Annotated in this window: 17 protein-coding genes; 9 read left to right on the forward strand and 8 right to left on the reverse strand. The window is 70.6% G+C overall.

Annotation, left to right across the window (positions count from 1 at the left end):
- Positions 1–18: 18 nt before the first annotated feature.
- From EDD26_RS08110 to EDD26_RS08120, 3 genes are read right to left on the reverse strand one after another with little or no spacing between them, the layout of a single operon-like run.
- Complete coding sequence (locus EDD26_RS08110; protein ID WP_123697250.1) at positions 19–1,497, reverse strand: lipopolysaccharide biosynthesis protein; 1,479 nt, start codon at positions 1,495–1,497, stop codon at positions 19–21.
- A complete protein-coding gene (locus EDD26_RS08115; RefSeq protein WP_123697251.1) occupies positions 1,494–2,780 on the reverse strand; it encodes a polysaccharide pyruvyl transferase family protein in 1,287 nt (428 codons plus the stop codon). Before EDD26_RS08115 ends, EDD26_RS08110 begins: the two co-directional genes overlap by 4 nt.
- The gene (locus EDD26_RS08120; protein ID WP_170165579.1) at positions 2,764–3,747 is read right to left on the reverse strand and encodes a glycosyltransferase; all 984 of its coding nucleotides are present in this window, start codon (positions 3,745–3,747) and stop codon (positions 2,764–2,766) included. Before EDD26_RS08120 ends, EDD26_RS08115 begins: the two co-directional genes overlap by 17 nt.
- A gap of 364 nt (positions 3,748–4,111) precedes the next feature.
- Here EDD26_RS08120 and EDD26_RS08125 point away from each other — a divergent pair, with 364 nt between their 5' ends.
- The 8 genes from EDD26_RS08125 to EDD26_RS08160 all read left to right on the forward strand — a co-directional run bounded on the left by EDD26_RS08125 (position 4,112) and on the right by EDD26_RS08160 (position 13,492).
- Positions 4,112–5,227, forward strand: a complete 1,116-nt coding sequence (locus EDD26_RS08125; RefSeq protein WP_123697253.1) for a glycosyltransferase — start codon at positions 4,112–4,114, stop codon at positions 5,225–5,227.
- A complete protein-coding gene (locus EDD26_RS08130; RefSeq protein ID WP_123697254.1) occupies positions 5,224–6,396 on the forward strand; it encodes a glycosyltransferase family 4 protein in 1,173 nt (390 codons plus the stop codon). Before EDD26_RS08125 ends, EDD26_RS08130 begins: the two co-directional genes overlap by 4 nt.
- 5 nt (positions 6,397–6,401) lie before the next feature.
- Complete coding sequence (locus tag EDD26_RS08135) at positions 6,402–7,433, forward strand: glycosyltransferase (protein ID WP_170165580.1); 1,032 nt, start codon at positions 6,402–6,404, stop codon at positions 7,431–7,433.
- Positions 7,434–7,512: 79 nt separating this feature from the next.
- Entirely contained in the window at positions 7,513–8,202 is a 690-nt protein-coding gene (locus EDD26_RS14700; protein ID WP_170165581.1) for an arsenate reductase/protein-tyrosine-phosphatase family protein, read from the forward strand.
- A gap of 112 nt (positions 8,203–8,314) precedes the next feature.
- Complete coding sequence (locus EDD26_RS08145; protein WP_245989811.1) at positions 8,315–9,811, forward strand: sugar transferase; 1,497 nt, start codon at positions 8,315–8,317, stop codon at positions 9,809–9,811.
- Between the two features lie 52 nt (positions 9,812–9,863).
- Entirely contained in the window at positions 9,864–11,267 is a 1,404-nt protein-coding gene (locus EDD26_RS08150) for a tyrosine-protein kinase domain-containing protein (RefSeq protein WP_123697258.1), read from the forward strand.
- Between the two features lie 65 nt (positions 11,268–11,332).
- A complete protein-coding gene (gene galU, locus EDD26_RS08155) occupies positions 11,333–12,220 on the forward strand; it encodes a UTP--glucose-1-phosphate uridylyltransferase GalU (RefSeq protein ID WP_123697259.1) in 888 nt (295 codons plus the stop codon).
- Between the two features lie 105 nt (positions 12,221–12,325).
- A complete protein-coding gene (locus tag EDD26_RS08160; RefSeq protein WP_123697260.1) occupies positions 12,326–13,492 on the forward strand; it encodes a nucleotide sugar dehydrogenase in 1,167 nt (388 codons plus the stop codon).
- Between the two features lie 24 nt (positions 13,493–13,516).
- Here EDD26_RS08160 and EDD26_RS08165 read toward each other — a convergent pair whose 3' ends face one another.
- On the reverse strand, positions 13,517–13,990 hold the full coding sequence (locus EDD26_RS08165; protein WP_170165582.1) for a VanZ family protein: 474 nt from the start codon (positions 13,988–13,990) through the stop codon (positions 13,517–13,519).
- A gap of 210 nt (positions 13,991–14,200) precedes the next feature.
- Here EDD26_RS08165 and EDD26_RS08170 point away from each other — a divergent pair, with 210 nt between their 5' ends.
- A complete protein-coding gene (locus EDD26_RS08170) occupies positions 14,201–14,545 on the forward strand; it encodes a histone-like nucleoid-structuring protein Lsr2 (RefSeq protein ID WP_123697262.1) in 345 nt (114 codons plus the stop codon).
- A gap of 59 nt (positions 14,546–14,604) precedes the next feature.
- Here EDD26_RS08170 and EDD26_RS08175 read toward each other — a convergent pair whose 3' ends face one another.
- The 4 genes from EDD26_RS08175 to EDD26_RS08190 form a co-directional block, all read right to left on the reverse strand.
- Entirely contained in the window at positions 14,605–15,321 is a 717-nt protein-coding gene (locus EDD26_RS08175) for an SGNH/GDSL hydrolase family protein (protein ID WP_123697263.1), read from the reverse strand.
- Between the two features lie 34 nt (positions 15,322–15,355).
- The gene (locus EDD26_RS08180) at positions 15,356–16,714 is read right to left on the reverse strand and encodes a maltokinase N-terminal cap-like domain-containing protein (RefSeq protein WP_170165583.1); all 1,359 of its coding nucleotides are present in this window, start codon (positions 16,712–16,714) and stop codon (positions 15,356–15,358) included.
- 102 nt (positions 16,715–16,816) lie between these two features.
- Positions 16,817–18,124 carry a trypsin-like serine protease gene (locus EDD26_RS08185; protein ID WP_123697265.1) on the reverse strand — a complete coding sequence of 436 codons (1,308 nt, stop codon included), beginning with the start codon at positions 18,122–18,124 and terminating at the stop codon, positions 16,817–16,819.
- Between the two features lie 145 nt (positions 18,125–18,269).
- On the reverse strand, positions 18,270–19,223 hold the full coding sequence (locus EDD26_RS08190) for a DUF4349 domain-containing protein (RefSeq protein ID WP_123697266.1): 954 nt from the start codon (positions 19,221–19,223) through the stop codon (positions 18,270–18,272).
- Positions 19,224–19,234: the final 11 nt, after the last annotated feature.

Genomic DNA, 19,234 nt, shown 5'->3' on the forward strand with positions numbered 1-19,234 from the left:
GGTCGCGAACGACGCTCGCTAGCGACGCCCTCGGACGATCGCGACCATGTCCGCGAACGCCTTGTCGAACGTCCGTCGGTGGACGACGAAGAGGTATCCGGCGTACGTCACCATGCCCGCCAGCAGTCCGACGATGATGCGGACCCATGGCTGCATCTCGGTCAGGAAGAGCGCACCGTACGCGGCGCATGCCACGAGCGACCCCACGAGCGCGGGGGTCAGCACGCGGAGCTGGCGGACCCAGGACAAGCCCGCGTGCTTGACCTGGAGCGCGATGATCACCGGGGTGAGCAGGATGCCCGCGATGGTGTAGCCGACGGCGACGCCGAAGTACCCCCAGGGCATCCCGGCGACCATCCCCGCGATCTGCACCGCGGCAGCCAGGATGTTGAAGCGCAGATGGGTCTGGGCCAGCCCCAGGCCGAGGAGGACCGGCGCGTTGACCGCCGTCACGGCCTGGCGCGCTCCGGTGATCGCGAGGACCTGGAGCACGCCGACGGCGGGCAGCCACTGATCGCCGAGGACCGTGGGGACGGTGTCCGGTGCCGATACCGCGATCAGGCCCATGAGCGGGAATGCGACCAACGAGATGTGACCGGTCGATCGAAGGATGAGCTCCCCGACACGAGGCAGGTCCGCGCGCGACCGGGAGATCGCGGGGAACAGCACTCGGGTGACGACCTGGCCGATCATCTGGATGGGGGTCAGGAGCACTCGGTACGCGAGGGAGTAGTAGGCGAGCGCATCCGCGCCGAAGAATCGTCCGACCAGGATGTTGTCGGTGTTCCGCGACGCGAACGAGATGAGGTTGCCGGCGAACACGCGACCGCTGAAGCCGGCGTCATCGCGGAGCACGCTCAGCTTGAGGTTCGGTGCCGGCGGACGCGCCGCCCACTGGAGGATGACGGCCGCGACGAGGTCGCTGACGAGCAGCTGCAGGACGAGGGCCCAGTAGTCCGCGCCGAACGCGAAGCCCACCACACCGGCGATGCCGCCGATCGCACTCCCCGCGATGTCGGCGACCGCGATGGCCTTGAAGCGCATCCGTCGCATCAGCAGCATCCGAGGCACGACGGCGGCCGCCTTGAGGATGAGTCCCATGCCGAGGGCGATCAGCACGAGGTTGAGCTCTGGCGTCCGGAAGAACGTGGCGATCGGACCCGCGAGCAGCACCGAGAGTCCCGCCAGGGCGGCGGCCAGGAGGAAGTTGACCGTGACCGCCGCGCCGGCCACATCCCGCGTGACTCGAGCGCGAGAGATGAGCGCAGCCGTCAGGCCCTGGTCGAGGATCAGCGTGGTCAACGCGATGTAGATCGCCGCCTGCGCGATGATGCCGTACGCCTCGGGCCCGAGGAGCCGAGCGAGGAGCAGTGAGAACGCGAGCACGAGCCCCTGGCGGCCGATGAGCGCGATGGCGTTCCACTTCACGCCGTTGACGCCGGAACGATCACCTCCGTCGCCGTAGTCGTGCGACTCGAAGACGGCAGCCCGGTTCACTGCTCGAGGAGCCTGCGAAGATGACCGGCCGGCGAATCGGCTTCCGCTCGAAGCTGCGCCAGGCGCTCGTGCGACAGTCGGGCTCGCTCCGGCTCATCCAGCAGCATCTGGATGCGCTCGGTCATCCACTCGGGTGTGACGTCTTCGATCTTGACCACGAAGTCCGAGAGCCCCAGGTTCGCGAACAGCTCGAGCGTCTTGAACTCGTAGGCGATCGCGATGACCGGGACTCGGGAGATCAACGACAGGATCGCCAGATGCATCCGGGTGGTGACCACGAGACCGGTGGAGGACAGCTCGCTGAGCAGGCCACCCGGGGAGTGGAACTCGTGGTCGACGTCGACGTCCCCGCCGGCGAAGATCCGTGCGGCCTCTGCGGAGTCGTCGTACGCATACGATGGCACGCCTTGGCAGGTCGACAAGGCTCGGACATCCCATCCGCTCGACGCGAGCAGCGCGCCGGCGGACCGCATCGACGCGGCGTAGGCCGCGGTGTCGAACGACGACGCGTCGACGCCGCGAGACCACTCACGAACAGAGAGCAGGGCGCGCCGGACCGGCTCGACGGCAGCCGTCGATGCGGTCGGCACCGGGGCCGTCAACGCGAAGACGGCATCCGGCACCTCCCGCGCTTCGGCGTCAGAGCCTCGCACCCGCCGCGACCACGCTCGCGCGGACCGATCGTCCCTGAAGAAGACCGCGTCAGTCACGGCGCCGATGCGCTCGATCTGCGAGACCGCCCGAGACGATTCGAACGGCCCCATGCTCTGGGTCCACAGGATGACCCGCTTGCCGAGGACGTCTGCGAGCCGGAGCTCGAGGACTCGGGCCTCGAAGTTGTAGTGGTCGACGAGGTAGGTGCCCCCGCTGCTCACCACGACGTCCAGCTCCTCGAAGCGCCGGTACGCGCGCGCGAACCTCGACCGTCGGACGAGTGGCGCCTCCAGGAGCCGGGATGCCCGACGGTCGTCGGTCAGGAGTCGTACCAACCGGTGCCTGACGCGCTGGAGCACGGTGCGGAGGCGCGCCGGCTCACGGGGCGGGGAGACGGAGAGCTGCTGGTGGATCTCCCATTCGGGGTACAGGCGCGACGTCACGGAGGCGTTCGAGTCGAACGCCACGATCTGGCAGGCGTCGCCGAACGCTCGTCGGAGCGAGACCGTGATCGCCTCGAAGATCGCCGCGTCTCCGGTGTTCGAGAGCACGGCGTTGGTCACGCCGATGAGCACCGGTCCGGCGGGCGGCCGCGACTCGGTCGACCTCGTGTCATCGGACATCGTCATAGATCCCTTCCAAGAGGCGGGTCTGCGTGGCGAGATCGAAGTGCGTTCGGACGCGACGAGCTCCAGCGAGGCCGAGCTCCCGAGTCGCGCGCGGATCGCTGAGCATCTCGTCGAGCGCGGCAGCGATCGCCGGCACGTCGTGCTCTTCGACCAGGGTGCCCACGTCGGCGCTGTCGATCGCCTCCGGTATGCCCGAATGCCGAGTGGCGAGCACCGTCGTGCCGAGCGACATCGCCTCGATGAGGGCGATCGGCAGGCCTTCACGATCGCCGTTGCTCGCGGTCACACTCGGCAGGACGAAGACCTCGGCGCGCCCGACCATCGCTCGCACCTCCTCCGGCTCGATCCGTCCGACGAAGTCGACGCGCGACTCGATGCCGAGCTCACGAACCTGGGACCGAAGGGCCGGCGCCAACGGCCCGTCGCCGATGAGTGCCAGGCGATGATGAGGGTGACGCTCGCTGATCTTCGAGAAGGCGCTGATGAGGTCCGTCGTGCCCTTCTTCTCGACGAATCGCGCGACGTGGACGATCAGCGGCTCACGCTCACCCGGTCGGACCGCGTACTTGACGGTGTCCACCCCGATGTAGTGCGTGAGCAGCTTGTCCTCGGGAAGTCCCGCGCGAAGCGCGGCATTGCGGATCTCGTCCGAGACGCAGATGAGCCGCGCGGCACGATCGCCGAGCTTGTGGCGCTCCAGGGCGTAGCGGATGGCGACCGGCTTGCGCGAGCGCAGGAGCTCCGAGGGGCGAACCGTGACGTCCCGGCCGTGCAGGGTCACGACGAGCGGAAGCGCGAGGCGGCGCGCAGCGGCACTCGCGTAGAGGCCGTCGGGACCGAAGTGCGCATGCATGACGTCGGCGCCGTGGTCGCGCAGGACGCGCTCGAGATTCCCCGAGCGGGCGGTGATGGCGTACCGGAGGTCGGCGACCGCGGAAGCCCCGTCGCTCGAGGAGTACGCCTCCACGCCTGGGGGGGTGTGGTGCAGCGGTCGTCGAGCCACGAAGAACGGGGCATACCTCGTCAGTGCGCCGGCCTGGGCTCGGATGAAGGTCTCAGAGGCGACGAAGAGGTTGTGTCGAAGGACGGCGACGCGATTGGTGGCTGTGGCATCGAGCTCGGGCGTTGTCGGCACTCATGTCTCCAGATTCGGGATGTCCTCGAGGATGTGCGACGTTGCGACGATCGATTGGTCACCCACCCTACCGGGAGGCGCGATCGCGTCCAGGGCATGCGCGGCTGCGCCTCACGGCTGGGCCCTCTGCTCTCGGCCAGTCCAGCGGATCGCGAAGAACCCGGTCCTGGCGCGTCCCCCGCGGTAGAATCGTCGAGTGCCTCGACCTCGGATCGCCATCGCCCACGACTATCTCACGCAACGAGGTGGTGCGGAGAAGGTCGTGCTCGCGCTGCACCGAGCCTTCCCGGAGGCGAGCGTGCACACCACGCTGTACGAGCCGTCCGAGACGTACCCGGAGTTCACGGGCGTCGATGTCCGCGCCGGAACGCTGAACCGGATCAAGCTGTTCCGCAAGCGCCACCGCCTCGCGCTGCCGTTCCTGCCGGGCGCCGCCCAGCGGATCCGGGTCGACGCTCAGCACACCATCGTGAGCTCGAGCGGGTGGGCGCATGGCTTCCAGGCCAGCGGATCGAAGATCGTGTACTGCCACTCCCCGGCGCGCTGGCTGTATCACGCCGACGCCTACCTGGGGAAGTCGAGGTTCGGGCCGCGGGCGGTCGCCCTGGCGCTGCTGCGGGCGGGGCTCAAGCGATGGGATCGGAAGCAGGCGCTCTCTGCGACGACCTACTTCGCGAACTCGACGGTGGTGCAGCAGCGGATCCGCGACGCCTACGGCATCGACGCGGAAGTGCTGCCGGCCCCTCACTCCGTGGACATCCACGCAGTCCAGGAAGCGGTGGACATCGCGCCGCTCGGTCAGCCGTTCTACCTGTGCATCTCTCGCCTCCTGACGTACAAGAACGTCGACGCGGTCGTGGCGGCCTTCAACGAGCTGCGACTGCCGCTGGTGGTGGTCGGTTCGGGTCCGGAGCAGAGGCGGATCGCCGCGATGGCGGGGCCGACGATCGTGATGCGCGAAGCGCTGTCCGACGCGCAGATGCGCTGGCTGTACGACCGCTGCCGCGCTGTGGTGTCGGCGAGCTACGAGGACTTCGGCTTGACGCCGATCGAGGCCGCCAGCTTCGGCAAGCCTGCGGTCGTGCTCCGCTGGGGAGGGTTCCTCGACACGATCAAGGAGGGGGAGACGGGCGAGTACTTCGACGCTCCCGAGCCCGACGCCATCGTCGACGCCGTCAACCGCTTCCAGTCGCGGGAGTGGGACCCGGAGGCCATCAAGGAGCATGCAGCGCTCTTCAGCGAGCACCGGTTCGCTGAGCGTCTGCATCGGGAGATCGCTCGCATCGACGCATCCGAAGCGGATCGGACGTGAGCGACGCGCACCCGCGCGAGGGATCGGTGCGGGTCGCGTTCTTCGACCACAGCAACGAGCGGGGCGGCGCGGAGATGGCGCTGGCGCGGGTGCTGCGATCCGAGGTGCCTTGGAGCGCCACGCTGGTCACGCCGAGACGCGCCTCCCGAGAGACCGTGTTCGACGCGCTCGCGCCCGGCGTCCACCACGTGGAGATCGGTGTCGCGCAGCCGCCGTTGGCGTCACGTCGGGGCGATCGCTTGGCGCCCCTCGGCGCCGCGGCCCGGATCATGTCCACGGTCTTGGCGTTGACCCGAGCGCCTGAGCTCCGGGCGGCCGACGTGTTCGTCGCCAACACCACACGATCCGGCGTCTACGTGGCGCTCGCGGCACGGGTGCTGAGCAAGCCGTTCGTGCTCCACCTGCGAGACCGAGTGGAGCCGGCCGCGATCGGCGGGCTCGCGACACAGCTGATGCGGCGCATCGCGCTCCCCGGAGCCGCGGCGGTCGTCGCGAACTCGCAGGCGACGCTGGCGACGACCGACGGGCATCTCCGCACGGAGCGCGCCGTGGTGCTCCCCAGCGCCGCTGGGCTGGAGCCGTCCGGTGGGGCTGCGCCGATCGTGCGGCCGACGGTGCAGCGGGTCGGCATGGTGGCCCGGATCGACCCGTGGAAGGGCCAAGAGCTGTTGATCAGGGCGTTCGCCTCCGTCGAGGAGCTCCGGTCGGCCACGCTCGACTTCCTCGGTGCGCCCGCGTTCGGCCACGACGCGTATGTGGATGACCTCCGGCGGCTCGCCACGGAGCTCGGTCTGCAGGAGCGCGTCAGGTTCCTGGGCCATGTGGCCGACGTCGCGCAGGCGCTGCAGGACCTCGACATCTGCGTCCAGTGCTCCATCCGTCCGGAGCCCCTCGGGCAGAACGTGCTGCAGTATCTCTCCTCCGGTCGTCCCACGATCGTGGCGGACGAGGGCGGACCATCCGAGTGGATCACGCACGACGTGAACGGCCTGAAGTTCCGGCCTCGCGACGAGCGCGACCTGTCGGCCCAGCTCCGCCTCCTGGCGGCGGACTCGGAACGACGGGCTCGCATGTCGGCCGAGGCGCAGCGCACGCCGGGGCTCCTGACCGACGTCGAGGTCGCGGAGCGGCTCTGCGACCTGGTCTCGGACGTGGCGCGAGCGTCGTGATGCGCGTGTGCTTCATCGCTGCGCCTCTCATCGCGCGGAGCGGCGTCTACAACTCGGCGATCGAGCTCGTCACGGCCGCGCGCGAGATCGGACTGCCCTGGACCGCGGCGCTCGGCGTCTCCAGCACGGCGGGCGGCGCGTCGGCCGAGGTGGACGGTGTGACCGAGTTCGTCGCCGAACCCGCCGGGGTCGGCGGGATCATGCGCCTGCGCGGTGCGCTGCGCGCGACGGAGGCCTACGCGGACGCCGATCTGGTCGTGAGCCTCGTCCCGCAGAGCGACATGGTGCTGGCGCTGGAACGACGTCGCTGGATCGCATACGTGCGTGGCCTGCCATGGCCGGAGCGCAACGAGGCGTCGCTCGCGAAGCGGACGGTGTGGCGGTGGCTCGAGCGCCTGGCGCTGCGTCGCGCCGAGGAGCGATGGGTCACGACGGAGATCCTCGCCCGTGGGCTGGGAGGTGGTGTCGACCGCGTCGTGGCGCCTGGGATCCGGATGCCGCAGCAGCGAGCCGCCGAGGGGCAGCAGCTCGGAAGCGACATCGTGTGGGCGGCTCGCTACTCTTCAGACAAGAATCCTCAGCTCTTCATCCGGACGGTGCACGCGACCGGCGTGCCGGGTGCGATGTACGGATCGGGGCCCCTCGAGGAGGAGCTGCGCGTGGCGGCGTCAGGCAACCCGCGCGTCCCTGGATGGATCGCGAAGGACGAGCTCTGGGACAACGCGCGCGCGTATGTCGGGACGTCCACCAGGGAGGCGTTCGGCCGCAGCGCGGTGGAAGCCGCGCTGCACGGGATCCCGTTGGTGCTCTCCGATCAGTTCGGCTGCGCGGACATGCTGTTCACCGACGTCGGCCTGCGGGAGCGGCACGTGCTCCCGCTGGATGAGCCGGCCGCGTGGGAGGCGGTGGTCCGTCGCCTCTCGGAGGACACCGCGTACGCCGAAGCGGTGGGGCTCCACGTCCAGGAGAACGCGCGAGCGCTCTCCATCGGAGCCGCGGTCGATCGCGTCGCCCGGGCGCTCGACGCCGTCGGCTGATGCGACCTCGGTCGTGTCTCACGGGTTCGACGCCGCGCTCGTAACACGCTGGACACCTCTTCCCGCTACCGTCGATCGCATGCCCTTGCCGAGCCAGCGCGAGGTCGCACACCGCGACCGCTCCAGCTTCCGCGTCCTGACGGTGTGCACCGGCAACATCTGTCGTTCGCCGCAGGCGGCGATGCTGCTCTCGGAGCGCCTCGGCGCCGCGTTCGGGCCCGATGCGACCCGGCAGCTCACGGTCGAGAGCGCGGGGACGCTCGGCTTCGACGGCAGCCCGATGGATGCCGCGGCGCTCGCCGAGGCGCGCCGCCTGGGTGTCGCGCACCCTGAAGCGCATCGCGCTCGACGCATCCAGCCGGCCTACGTCGAGCGGGCGGATCTCATCCTCGGGATGTCGCGCGAGCACCGCGGTGCCGCTGCGAGCCTCCTGCCGAGCGCGAATCGCCGTGCGTTCGCGCTCGTCGAGTTCGCGCGCATCGTGGAGGCGCTCGCGGCGCGCGAGCTCGAGTCGCAGGTCGCGCCGTTGGGAGCGGAGGGGTTCGCCTCGTTCATGCACGGCGTCGTCGAGGCAGCGGGGAGGGCGCGCGGAGTGGTCCCGGCGCTCGCGCGCCGAGAGGACTACGACATCATCGACCCGTACCGGCTGCAGCCGTCCGTGTACCGCGAGTCGGCCGACGTGGTGGCAGCGTGGACCGTCCGGACCGTCGATGCGCTCGTGTCGCTGTCCGCTCCGACCAGGCCATCGCCGGCGAACCACGGAATGTAGCGGATGGCAGAATCGCGCGCCGCGTCTTCGGGAATCCTTGAGGCTTATCATGGTGAACGTTAGAAGTTCTTGGGAAGCGGATGCGGAGATGTCGGATGGTGGAGGACAAGCAGTGAGCAGCCTCCCCCCGAGCGCGTCCCAGACCATCTCCCTCCGGCGCTCGTCACCGCCGTGGGTCGCTCGCTTCCCCGAGCGCCTCCTCCTCTCCGACATCGCCTGCGTCATCGTCGCGGTCGGCATCGCGCAGTTCGTCAACCTCTCCGTGCTGGGCGACCGCGATCTCGTCGAGGGCATCGATTGGCGAGGTGTCGTGGATCCGACGTGGTTCAGCGTCGTCATCGCTGCAGCGTGGCTCTTCGCGCTGGCCGCATCGGGCTCACGCGACGCGCGGGTGCTGGGGGCCGGGACGACCGAGTACGTGCGCGTCTTCAACGCGTCGTTCTTCGTCTTCGGCGTCATCGCCATCACCGCGTATCTGACCGAGTACGAGTTCGCGCGCACCTACGTCGCGATCGCGATGCCGACCGGTCTGGTCTTCCTCCTCATCTCCCGCCAGGTCTGGCGGCAGTGGCTCACTCGCATGCGCATCCGCGGCTACTTCCAGAACCGCGTCGTGGTGGCGGGCTCCGCGGCTGGCGTCGCCCACATCGTCGAGCAGCTGCGGTCGGCAAAGCGCGCCGGCTTCGGCGTGCAGGGCGTCTGCGTGCCTGGAGGTGTCGCCAACGGCCGGCTCCGCAAGCTCGGGGTGCCGGTGCTCGGCGACATCGACGACTCGATCGACGCTCTCGCTCGCGTGAACGCGCACACCCTCGTGCTGACGGGCAGCGACGACCTCTCGCCCGAGAAGATCCGGGAGCTCAGCTGGCGCCTCGAGCCGGGCAGGCAGCACCTCATCGTCGCCCCCGCGCTCACGGATGTCGGCGGACCGCGGATCCACACCAGGCCTGTCGCCGGCCTGCCGCTCATCCATGTCGAGACGCCGCGCTTCGAGGGGTCGGAGCGGTTCATCAAGCGGATGTTCGACATCCTCGGGAGCCTCGCCCTGATCCTCGTCCTGGCCGTGCCCCTGCTCTTGATCGCGCTCGCGGTGAAGCTCGACTCGCCCGGTCCGGTGCTGTTCAGGCAGGAGCGCATCGGCTTCCGGGGCCGCAGCTTCCGCATGCTCAAGTTCCGATCGATGCGCGTCGACGCGGAGCAGGTGCTGGCGACGCTGCTCGACGAGCGCGACGACGGACATGACGCCGGCAACGCCGTGCTCTTCAAGATGAAGCACGATCCGCGCATCACGCGGGTCGGTCGCTTCACCCGTCGCTTCTCGCTCGACGAGCTGCCGCAGCTGTTCAACGTGGTGGCAGGCGACATGTCGCTCGTGGGACCACGGCCCCCGCTGCAGCGCGAGGTCGACCTCTACGAGCAGCACGTGCACCGCAAGTTCCTGGTGAAGCCCGGGATCACGGGCTTGTGGCAGGTGAGCGGTCGCTCGAACCTGTCGTGGGAGGAGTCGGTTCGGCTCGACCTCTACTATGTAGAGAACTGGTCGCTCATCGCCGACCTGCAGATCCTCTGGCGCACCGCGAAGGCAGTGGTCGCGCGAGACGGCGCGTACTGACGCGAAGACAGCACGTCTCGCTCGAGGCGCTGCGACCGAAGGGAACCCATCCGTGGAGCTGAGCGACTACCTGCGGGTCGTGCGGAAGAACGTCATTCTGCTGCTCGCGCTCATGCTTGCCGGCGTCGGCGTCGGTGCGCTGATCGCGACGGTGCAGCAGCCGTCGTACAGCGCGCAGACGCAGGTGTTCGTGTCGACGCAGGGCGGCGGCAGCAGCGCCGAGCTGGTGCAGGGCAACTCCTTCACGCTGTCCCGAGTGAAGACGTATGCGAGCCTCGCGACCTCGCAGGACGTGCTCGAGCGCGTGATCGCAGACCTCGGCCTGACGCTCGACAGCCAGACGCTCGCGGAGTCGGTCGCGGCCAGCCCCGTGCTCGACACCACGATCATCGAGATCAACGCGGTCGACGAGGACCCGGCGCTCGCCGCGCGCATCGCGGATGCCGTCGCAGCGAGCCTCGCGACGACCGTGGCCGAGATCGAGTCGCCGGGTGAGGGCGGCAGCCCGGTGCAGCTGACCACGGTGGAGCGGGCGACCGTGCCGCAGACGCCGGTCAGCCCGCGGCCGATGCTCAACGTCGCGCTCGGCGCCCTGCTCGGCCTGGCGCTCGGCATCGCGATCGCGCTCCTGCGAGAGGTGCTGGACACCCGCATCCGCGACGAGCGCGGCCTCAAGCTCGTGACGGAGCTGCCCGTCGTGGGCTCGATGACCTTCGACCCGAAGGCGAAGCAGCGCCCGCTCGTCGTGCACTCGGACCCGCTCAGCCCTCGTTCCGAGGCCTACCGCACCCTGCGCACCAACCTGCAGTTCGTCGAGGTGGACGGTCGCAGCCGCACGTTCGTCGTCACCTCCTCGACCCCGAGCGAGGGCAAGAGCTCCACCGCGGCGAACCTCGCGCTCGCGCTCGCGGATGCTGGCGAGACCGTGATCCTGATCGACGCGGACCTTCGCAAGCCGAAGGTCGCCGAGTACATGAACATCGACGGCAGCGTCGGCCTGACCGACGTCCTCATCGGGCGGGCGGAGCTCGTCGACGCCGTGCAGATGTGGGGCGAGTCGTCGCTCTACGTGCTGCCGTCGGGCCAGATCCCGCCGAACCCCAGCGAGCTGCTCGGCTCCAAGTCGATGCAGGCGCTCATCACGCAGCTCGAGACCGAGTTCGACTGGGTGCTCTTCGATGCCCCGCCGCTCCTTCCCGTCACGGACGCAGCGGTGCTGTCGCGCAACACCGCCGGCGCGATCATGGTCGTGGCGAGCGGCAGGGCGACGCGCCATCAGCTCGACGTCGCGCTGGGCATGCTCGAGAACGTGGACGCGCCCGTCGCGGGCGTGGTCCTGACGATGCTGCCGGCGAAGGCCGCGAACGCCTACGGCGCATACGGTGCCTACGGCGAGGGCTACGCGCTGAGCAAGACGAAGACGAAGCCGAAGGCCAAGGCGAAGGCGCGCGGTTAGCGCCGTCGACTGCGCGACGCCTCTCGGACACAGTCGCGTAACCATCGATCGATAGGTTCATCACCATGCAGACCTCCGTCACGAAGGCCGTCATCCCCGCCGCAGGGCTCGGCACCCGGTTCCTGCCCGCGACCAAGGCGCTGCCGAAGGAGATGCTGCCGGTCGTCGACAAGCCCGTGATCCAGTACGTGGTCGAGGAGGCGGTGCGCGCCGGGCTCGACGACGTGCTGTTCGTCACCGGGCGCAACAAGAACGCGCTGGAGAACCACTTCGACCGCGCCACCGAGCTGGAGGCGACGCTCATCAAGAAGGGCGACGTCAAGCGGCTCGCCAAGGTGAAGCGCTCGTCGGGGCTCGCGAACATCCACTACACGCGGCAGGGCGACCCGCTGGGGCTCGGCCACGCCGTGCTCCGGGCACGCGCGCACGTGGGCGACGAGCCGTTCGCGGTGCTCCTGGGCGACGACATCATCGACGAGCGCGACCACCTGCTCGAGCGGATGGTCGAGGTGCAGTCGACGCTGCAGACGACGGTGGTCGCGCTCATGGAGGTGCCCGAGTCGCAGGCGCACCTCTACGGCATCGCCACGGTCGAGGCGACCGAGCAGGACGACGTCGTGCGCGTGACCGGACTCGTCGAGAAGCCCGAGGCCGGCACGGCGCCGTCGAACCTCGCGATCGTCGGCCGCTACGTGCTGCGCCCCGAGGTGTTCGGGGTGCTGGAGCGGACGGAGCCCGGCAAGGGCGGCGAGATCCAGCTCACCGACGCGCTGCTCGAGCTCGCCGGCGACGACGCCGCGGGCGGTGTGCACGGCGTCGTCTTCCGCGGACGCCGCTACGACACCGGCGACCGGCTCGACTACATCAAGGCCAACGTGCTGCTCGCCTCGGAGCGCGAGGACATCGGCCCGGAGCTGCAGGACTGGCTGAAGCAGTTCGTCGCCGGCCTCTGAGCCGGCCGCGCACGATCACGAACGCCCCCGAAGTAGGGTTGACAGGGTGCCGCACCGGCGCCCGAGAGTGACGTCGGCGCCCGCCGGCAGAGAGTACGAGCAGCTGTGAAGATCGTCGTCGTCGGCACCGGATACGTAGGCCTCTCGAACGCAGTTGTCCTGGCGCAGCACCACGATGTGGTCGCCGTGGACATCGACGAGCGCAAGGTCGAGCAGGTGAACGCGCGCATCTCGCCGATCATCGACGTCGAGCTCGAGGACTACCTCGCCACGAGGCAGCTGAGCCTCACCGCGACGACGGATGCGGCAGCGGCCTTCGAGGGCGCCGGGCTCGTCGTGGTCGCGACGCCGACCGACTACGACCCGCAGGAGAACTTCTTCAACACGAAGTCGGTCGAGTCGGTCATCGAGCAGGTGGTCGCGGTCGCCCCCGATGCGACGATCGTCGTGAAGTCGACCGTGCCCGTCGGCTTCACCGAGCGGATGCGTGCCGCGCACCCGGGCGCGCACATCGTCTTCTCGCCGGAGTTCCTGCGCGAGGGCCGCGCGCTGCACGACAACCTGCACCCGTCGCGCATCGTGGTGGGCGACACCGGCGAGCGCGGGCGGCAGTTCGCCGACCTCATGGTCGAGGGCGCGGAGGCGAAGGACGTGCCCGTGCTCCTCACCGACCCGACGGAGGCGGAGGCGATCAAGCTCTTCGCCAACACCTACCTCGCGCTGCGGGTCGCGTACTTCAACGAGCTCGACACCTACGCCGCGACGCACGGGCTGGACGCCGCGCAGATCATCGGCGGCGTGGGCCTCGACCCGCGCATCGGCACGCACTACAACAACCCGTCCTTCGGGTACGGCGGCTACTGCCTGCCCAAGGACACGAAGCAGCTGCTCGCGAACTACGAGGACGTGCCGCAGAACCTCATCGCCGCGGTGGTCTCGGCGAACACCACGCGCAAGGACTTCGTCGCCGCCGACATCCTGCGGCGCGAGCCGAAGGTCGTGGGCATCCACCGGCTCATCATGAAGTCGGGCTCCGACAACTTCCGGGCGTCGTCGATCCAGGGCGTGATGAAGCGGGTGCGCGCCAAGGGCGTCGAGATCGTGCTGTACGAGCCGGCGCTCGAGGAGGACACCTTCTTCGGGTCGGAGATCATCCGCGATCTCGACGAGTTCAAGCGGCGCTCGGATGTGATCGTCGCGAACCGGCGCTCCGAGGAGCTCGAGGACGTCGCCGAGAAGCTCTACACGCGCGACATCTACGGCCGCGACTGAGCGCAGCGCGCTCCGGCGCAGGGGTCAGCGCCGGAGCGACCTCCGCCTGGCTCGCAGGGCGATCGCCTCGGCGATCGCAGCGATCGCCGCGCCCGCGAGCGCGCCGAGGCCGTTCGCGGCGACGTCGAGCAGCGACGTGACCCGGGCGGGCATGAACAGCTGCGCGGTCTCGACGCCGACGCTCGCGGCGACGCAGATCGCGGTGGCGAGCCACCATCGGCGTGCGCCGAGCACGAACGTCAGCAGCAGCGCGACCGGCACGAGCATCGCGACGTTCGCGAGCACCTCGAGTCGCGTCCAGCTCAGCCACTCGAGCAGCGTCCGGTCGTGCAGCCATCCGAGGCCGCGGACGACGAGCGGCTTGGCGCGCGCCTGCAGGGGCGTCGGCACCAGGGTGATGAGGAGCGCGACGGGTGCGACGATCGCGAGCCCGACGGCGCCCACGCGGCGGAGGGACGCCCGCACGGCGCGCGCGTGGATCTCCCAGAGCCGGCTCATGCATCCAGTCTGCACGGGCCGCCGGGCACGGCGGCACAGGGACGCTTGAGGCGCACCCCGGACGGTCGGCATCGGCATCGGCATCTGCGTGCGCGAATGCGATCGGAATCGGCCATTGTCCGAGTCAATGTGGGTGAACGAGTGGGGGACAATATCCGGGGAATGCGAAGCGAATTGGATTCGCGGTCATCCGGGAGTATTCTCTGCGCTATGGCTAAGAAGACAATGGTGCAGCTCGTCGACGATATCTCAGGTGATGCGATCGGCGACGGCGAAGGCCGCACCGTACGATTCGCATTCGACGGGGCAGACTACGAGATCGACCTCACGAACTCCCACATCGAGGAGTTCTCGAACGCGCTCGAGGACTACGTGCGCGCATCGCGCCGCGTCTCCGGACGACGCAAGACCAACGCTCCCGCTGGCCGCAGCGGTGGCAGCGGCAGCAGTGGCGAGACCGCGGCGATCCGCGAGTGGGCGGAGTCGCAGGGGCTCAAGGTCGCGACGCGGGGCCGCATCCCGGCCGACATCGTCGACCGGTACAACAACCGCTGATCCGACGCAGACGGAAGAGCGCCGCCCCGAGGGGCGGCGCTCTCTTTCGTCGTCGGGGCTCACCGCGCGAGGAGCTCGTCGATCCGTCGCGCGATCAATGCCAGGCCTTCCTCATTCGGGTGGAGATCGTCGGAGGCGATGAGATCGGGCCGGTCCAGGAAGAGGTCGCCGAGATCGAGGTATTCGGCCCCGGCATTCTCGGCGGCCGCTGCCACGCGCTCGCGCAGCGCGAGCAATGCGTCGGGCGTGGGGGAATCGTCCCATAGCGGCGACGTGACGATGAGCCGGACGTCCGGCAGCTGACGCCGCACCTCGGCGTAGAAGGCGGTCACCGCCGCCTCGACGTGCGCGCGCTGGAGGTCGTTGCGGCCGCCGGAGACGACCAGGATGTCGGGATCGGCGTCGACCGCCCTCGGCAGCACGCCGATGTACGACTGGCATCCGCTCGATGCGCAAGCGCCGTCGGCACGGCCGGTGGAGTAGCCGGTGCCGGCGATCGCCAGGTTCTGCACGCGCCAGCCCCGCAGCTCGCCGAGCATCGCCGGGAAGCCCGCTCCGCTGATCGGCGTGGCGGTGCCGACGGTGTACGAGTCGCCGATGAAGACGGCGAGCGGGGCGTCGTCGGGGGCGGAGGTCGAGGCGGTCCGGGCGGCGGTCGCGGTCGGGGTCCCCGACGGGTCGGGGGCCGCGGATCGGGGCAAGAGCAGCAGCGCGGCGATCGCTGCCAGGGCGACCGCGGCGAGGATGGCCGCGATGGCCTTCGCTCGGCGGGACATCGTGGTCTCGATACGCGGCCGGCTTCGCCGGCTGCTACTCGACCAGCGGGGGCGGGGAGGGCGGGGCGGTGACGAGCGCGCGGACCGCCTCGAGGGGGACCGCCACCCAGCTCGGGCGGTTCCGCACCTCGTAGACGACCTCGTAGAGCGCCTTGTCGAGCAGCAGCGCGGTGAAGACGGGGTCGGACTCGTCGACCGGTCCGGCCGCCTCCGCGTAGCCGGCCAGGAACTCCGCGCGACGCTGCCACACCCAGTCGCCGGCAGCCGCGCCGTCGGCGTCGGGCAGCTCCTGCAGCGCGGAGCCTGCGGCGTAGTCGAACGAGCGCAGCATGCCGACGACGTCGCGCAGCCGCGGCTCGCGCACCATCCGCTCGTGCATCGGCCGCAGGGGCTCGCCCTCGAAGTCGAGCAGCACCCAGCCGCCGTTCGCGCCGCGCAGCACCTGGCCCAGGTGGAGGTCGCCGTGGATCTGCTGCAGCTCACCGAGCCGCCGGACCTCGCGCAGCCGGTCGGCGGCCGCCTGGAGCTCGTCGTGGAGCTCGCCGAGCACGCCCGCCGCCTCCTGCCGCGCCCACGCCATGCGCTGCTCGAGCCCGGTGATGAAGCGCAGCGTGTCGGCCTCGCTCGCGCTGGCCGTGCCCATGGCCGCCGCGAGGTCGCGGTGCACCGTCGCGACCGCCTCGCCGAGCGCTCGGGCGTCGGGCGCATCGCCGGGCTGCTCGCCGCGCAGCGTCGCGAGGGCGTGCTGGCGGAACAGCTCCCACGCGTCCTGCCCGCCGGCGACGAACTCCGACACCGCGAGCAGGTGGCCGGTGACGAAGGCGTCACCCGCCGGCCAGCCGGCCGTCACCGACGCGAGCAGGTGGGGGATGCGGTCGCATCCCGCCCGGGTGAGGGCCCCGGTGACGACCACGTCGGGGTTGTCGCCGGGGGAGACGACGCGGAACACCTTGGCGATCCAGGTGCCGTCGCCGCCGATGATCGAGGTGTTCGACTGCTCGCCCGTGATCACGCGGATCTCGCCCGCGGGTGCCGGGTCGGCGGTCGCGTCGCCGTCGAGGCCGTTGACCGACCGCCTGCCGGTCGCGACGTCGAGGAGCGCCTGCACCGCATCCGCATCGCTGCACGCATCGACGAGCCAGCGACCGTCGAGCTGCGCGATCGGCGAGCTGCCCGGCTCGTCGCGCCACGCGACCGGCACCTGCAGCAGGGTGTCGCCCGCGCGCAGCAGCAGGATCTCGGCATCGCCCAGGTCGTAGCTCGTCTCGAGCGCGATGTCGACCTCCTGGCCCTTCAGCGGGTACCAGCGAGTGGTCGGCATCCAGGCCGCGATGGCGGTCAGGACGGATGCGTCGGTGAGGGAGGGAGCGTCGGTCGGCGTGGGGTCGCTCATGGTGGCCATCATGCCGGGTGGCTCTGGATGCTGGCTATCAGCCGGCGGTCTCGACGCGGACGGTGCGCCGCGCGCACCGCCCGGCTCCACCGGCGGCAGTGCCTACGGCAGCGTGTGCAGCTGCAGCCCGTAGACGACCGTGCCGAGCTGCGAGACGGGCGCCATGAGCCCCTCGACGGCGCAGGTGCCGCCGGTGCCGCGGATGCCCGACACGACACCCACCGCGCGCGCGCCGGCATCCGTCGGGCGGCTCACGACCGGGCCGCCGGAGTCGCCGAGGCAGAAGGCCGAGGAGCCGCTCGAGCGCACGATCTGCACGTGCATGCACTCCGACCCGCGCGGGGTGCCGTAGCAGGTGACGTAGGCGCCACCAGCGGTCAGGTCGCACTTCCAGCCGGTGACCTGGCCCGACGAGCACAGCTGGTAGCCCGAGGGCGGCCAGGTGGTCTGCGTGCCCGTGATGTCGACGGTCGTCGTGTTGCCGGTGTAGATGCGAGGGAGCGTGCGCGCGTCGTAGGACGCGGCGATGACGCCGAGGTCGAACGGCAGCTCGCCGTCGTTCAGCTCGGCGACCAGGTCGCTGCGGCCGATCGATGTGCCGGCGGCGTTGCGCACCGCGCGGTCGTCCGCGTAGTCGCTGCAGTGCGCGGCCGTGACGATCACGGGGCGGTGGCCGTAGAACCCGGTGAAGCCGGAGGTGCACGAGACGAACGCGCCGCTGCGGAACTGCGTCTGCACGCGCATGCCGCCCGACAGCACGGCGACGTCGTTCGTGCGCGCCGTGCGGATGGGGGCGACCGCCGCCGGGTCGATGGCGGCGCCGGCCTCGAGCGGCACCGCGGCCGCGTTGGCGGGCACGGTGTCGGTCTGCGCGACGGAGACCGACGCGCCGACCGCGGCTGCTGCATCCTGGGCCTCGTCGATGACCTCGCGGACGTCGCCCTCGACCGCGATGGGCTCGGTGCCGGCGGCCTCGGCCGCGGATGCGGTGGGCACCTCGACCGAGAGCGTGTCCTGGCCGATGCCGATCGCGAAGGCGCCCTCGACGGGCATGGAGGCTGCCATGTCGTAGGCGATCTCGAGCAGCTCCGCCTCGCTCGACTCCTGCGCGACGAAGCCGACGTCGATGCCCTGCGCGCGCGCGTCGCGAGCGATGGCGCGCACCTCGCTCGGCACGTCACCGGCCCAGCCGATGCGGATGGTGCCGGCGACCGGGTCGCCCTCGATCGTGCCGATGCGCGAGACGGGCGTGCGCGCATCCCACGAGGCGATCTCGTCGATCACCGCGAAGTGCGCCTCCTGGATGGCAGGGATGTCGTCGGCGGAGACCGCCGGGGGCGCGGGCGGGATGGCGATGAAGGTGGCGCCGAGACCAAGGGTGATGACGGCAAGGATGAGCGGGCGGCGCAAGCGGGGACCTCGTGACGGGCTGGGGAGCAGGACCGACGCTGAGCGTAGCGCAGGGTTCAACCTGCGGTCGAGGGTATTCGCAATCTTTCTCCGAAGGGAGGTTGCCGACGTCGCAAGCTCGCGGGGCCGCCTCCGGACCCCAGGATCACTCCACCGGAGCGGGCGTCGCCGGGTTCTCGACCGTCGGTCCGGTGACCGTCGCTCGCTGCGGGCGTCGCCGCAGCACGCGTCGGACGATGAGCCAGGCGACCAGGCCGAGCACCGCGAGCACGATGAGGGTCGGCACCGCCTGCCCGAGCGCGAAGAGCGCCGCGGCGCCCCAGGCCAGGAACGCGCCCCACCCGGCGACGAGCCCGTCCCAGAAGCTGGGCGTGCCCGTCGGCCCCTCGACCGTGGTCGAGCGGATGTCGACGCCGATCGTCGACATGGCCACGAGGTCCTCGAGCGCGCGCTGCTGCGAGCGCAGCTGCTCGAGCTCGCTCGTGCGCTCGGTGAGCTGCGCCTCGACCTCGAGCAGCGTCTCGGTGTCGGCGGCCGTGGTCAGCAGCTGCGTGAGCCGGTCCACGGAGGTGCGGGCCGCGTTCACGCGCACCTCGAGGTCGCGCACCTGCGCCGTGACCTGCTCCTCGCCCATGTCGACGCGGGTCACCTCGCCGAGCTCGCGGAGGGCCGTGAGCATGGTCTCGACCTCCGCGGCCGGCACGCGCACCGTGAGCGTCGCCCATGCCGGCTCGAAGTCGGTCGACGCGCCCTCGGAGCGGCGGTCGATCGCGCCGCCGCGGGCGACGGCCGCATCGGAGACGGCGTCCGCCGTCGCGATCGGGTCGCCGACCCGCATGCTGAGGGTGCCGGAGATGATGACGGAGCGGTCCTCGTCGCCGGCGACGCCACCGAGGTCCTCGCCGGCGCCGGGGATGCCGACGCTCGGCTCCTCCGCCGGGCTGCCGCCGAGGTCCGGCATGCCGCCGTCCTGGCCGCCGCCCTCCTGGGCGGGCGCGCCGACGACCGGCGACGGCGAGGCGCCCATGGCGCCGCAGCCGGTGAGGAGCACGGCGCCGACGGCGACGATGCCGGCCATGGACAGGAGTCTGCGGGTCATGCTTCCAGCGT

The sequence above is a fragment of the Agrococcus jenensis genome (assembly GCF_003752465.1).
Taxonomy (GTDB): Bacteria; Actinomycetota; Actinomycetes; order Actinomycetales; family Microbacteriaceae; genus Agrococcus; species Agrococcus jenensis.

What these genes read in the sequence shown, in the direction of transcription:
- EDD26_RS14700 (WP_170165581.1), top strand. Translation starts at nt 7,513, where the DNA reads ATGCCCTTGCCGAGCCAGCGCGAGGTCGCACACCGCGACCGCTCCAGC.
- EDD26_RS08115 (WP_123697251.1), bottom strand. Translation starts at nt 2,780, where the DNA reads ATGACGATGTCCGATGACACGAGGTCGACCGAGTCGCGGCCGCCCGCC.
- EDD26_RS08170 (WP_123697262.1), top strand. Translation starts at nt 14,201, where the DNA reads ATGGCTAAGAAGACAATGGTGCAGCTCGTCGACGATATCTCAGGTGAT.
- EDD26_RS08190 (WP_123697266.1), bottom strand. Translation starts at nt 19,223, where the DNA reads ATGACCCGCAGACTCCTGTCCATGGCCGGCATCGTCGCCGTCGGCGCC.
- galU (WP_123697259.1), top strand. Translation starts at nt 11,333, where the DNA reads ATGCAGACCTCCGTCACGAAGGCCGTCATCCCCGCCGCAGGGCTCGGC.
- EDD26_RS08175 (WP_123697263.1), bottom strand. Translation starts at nt 15,321, where the DNA reads ATGTCCCGCCGAGCGAAGGCCATCGCGGCCATCCTCGCCGCGGTCGCC.
- EDD26_RS08165 (WP_170165582.1), bottom strand. Translation starts at nt 13,990, where the DNA reads ATGAGCCGGCTCTGGGAGATCCACGCGCGCGCCGTGCGGGCGTCCCTC.
- EDD26_RS08180 (WP_170165583.1), bottom strand. Translation starts at nt 16,714, where the DNA reads ATGAGCGACCCCACGCCGACCGACGCTCCCTCCCTCACCGACGCATCC.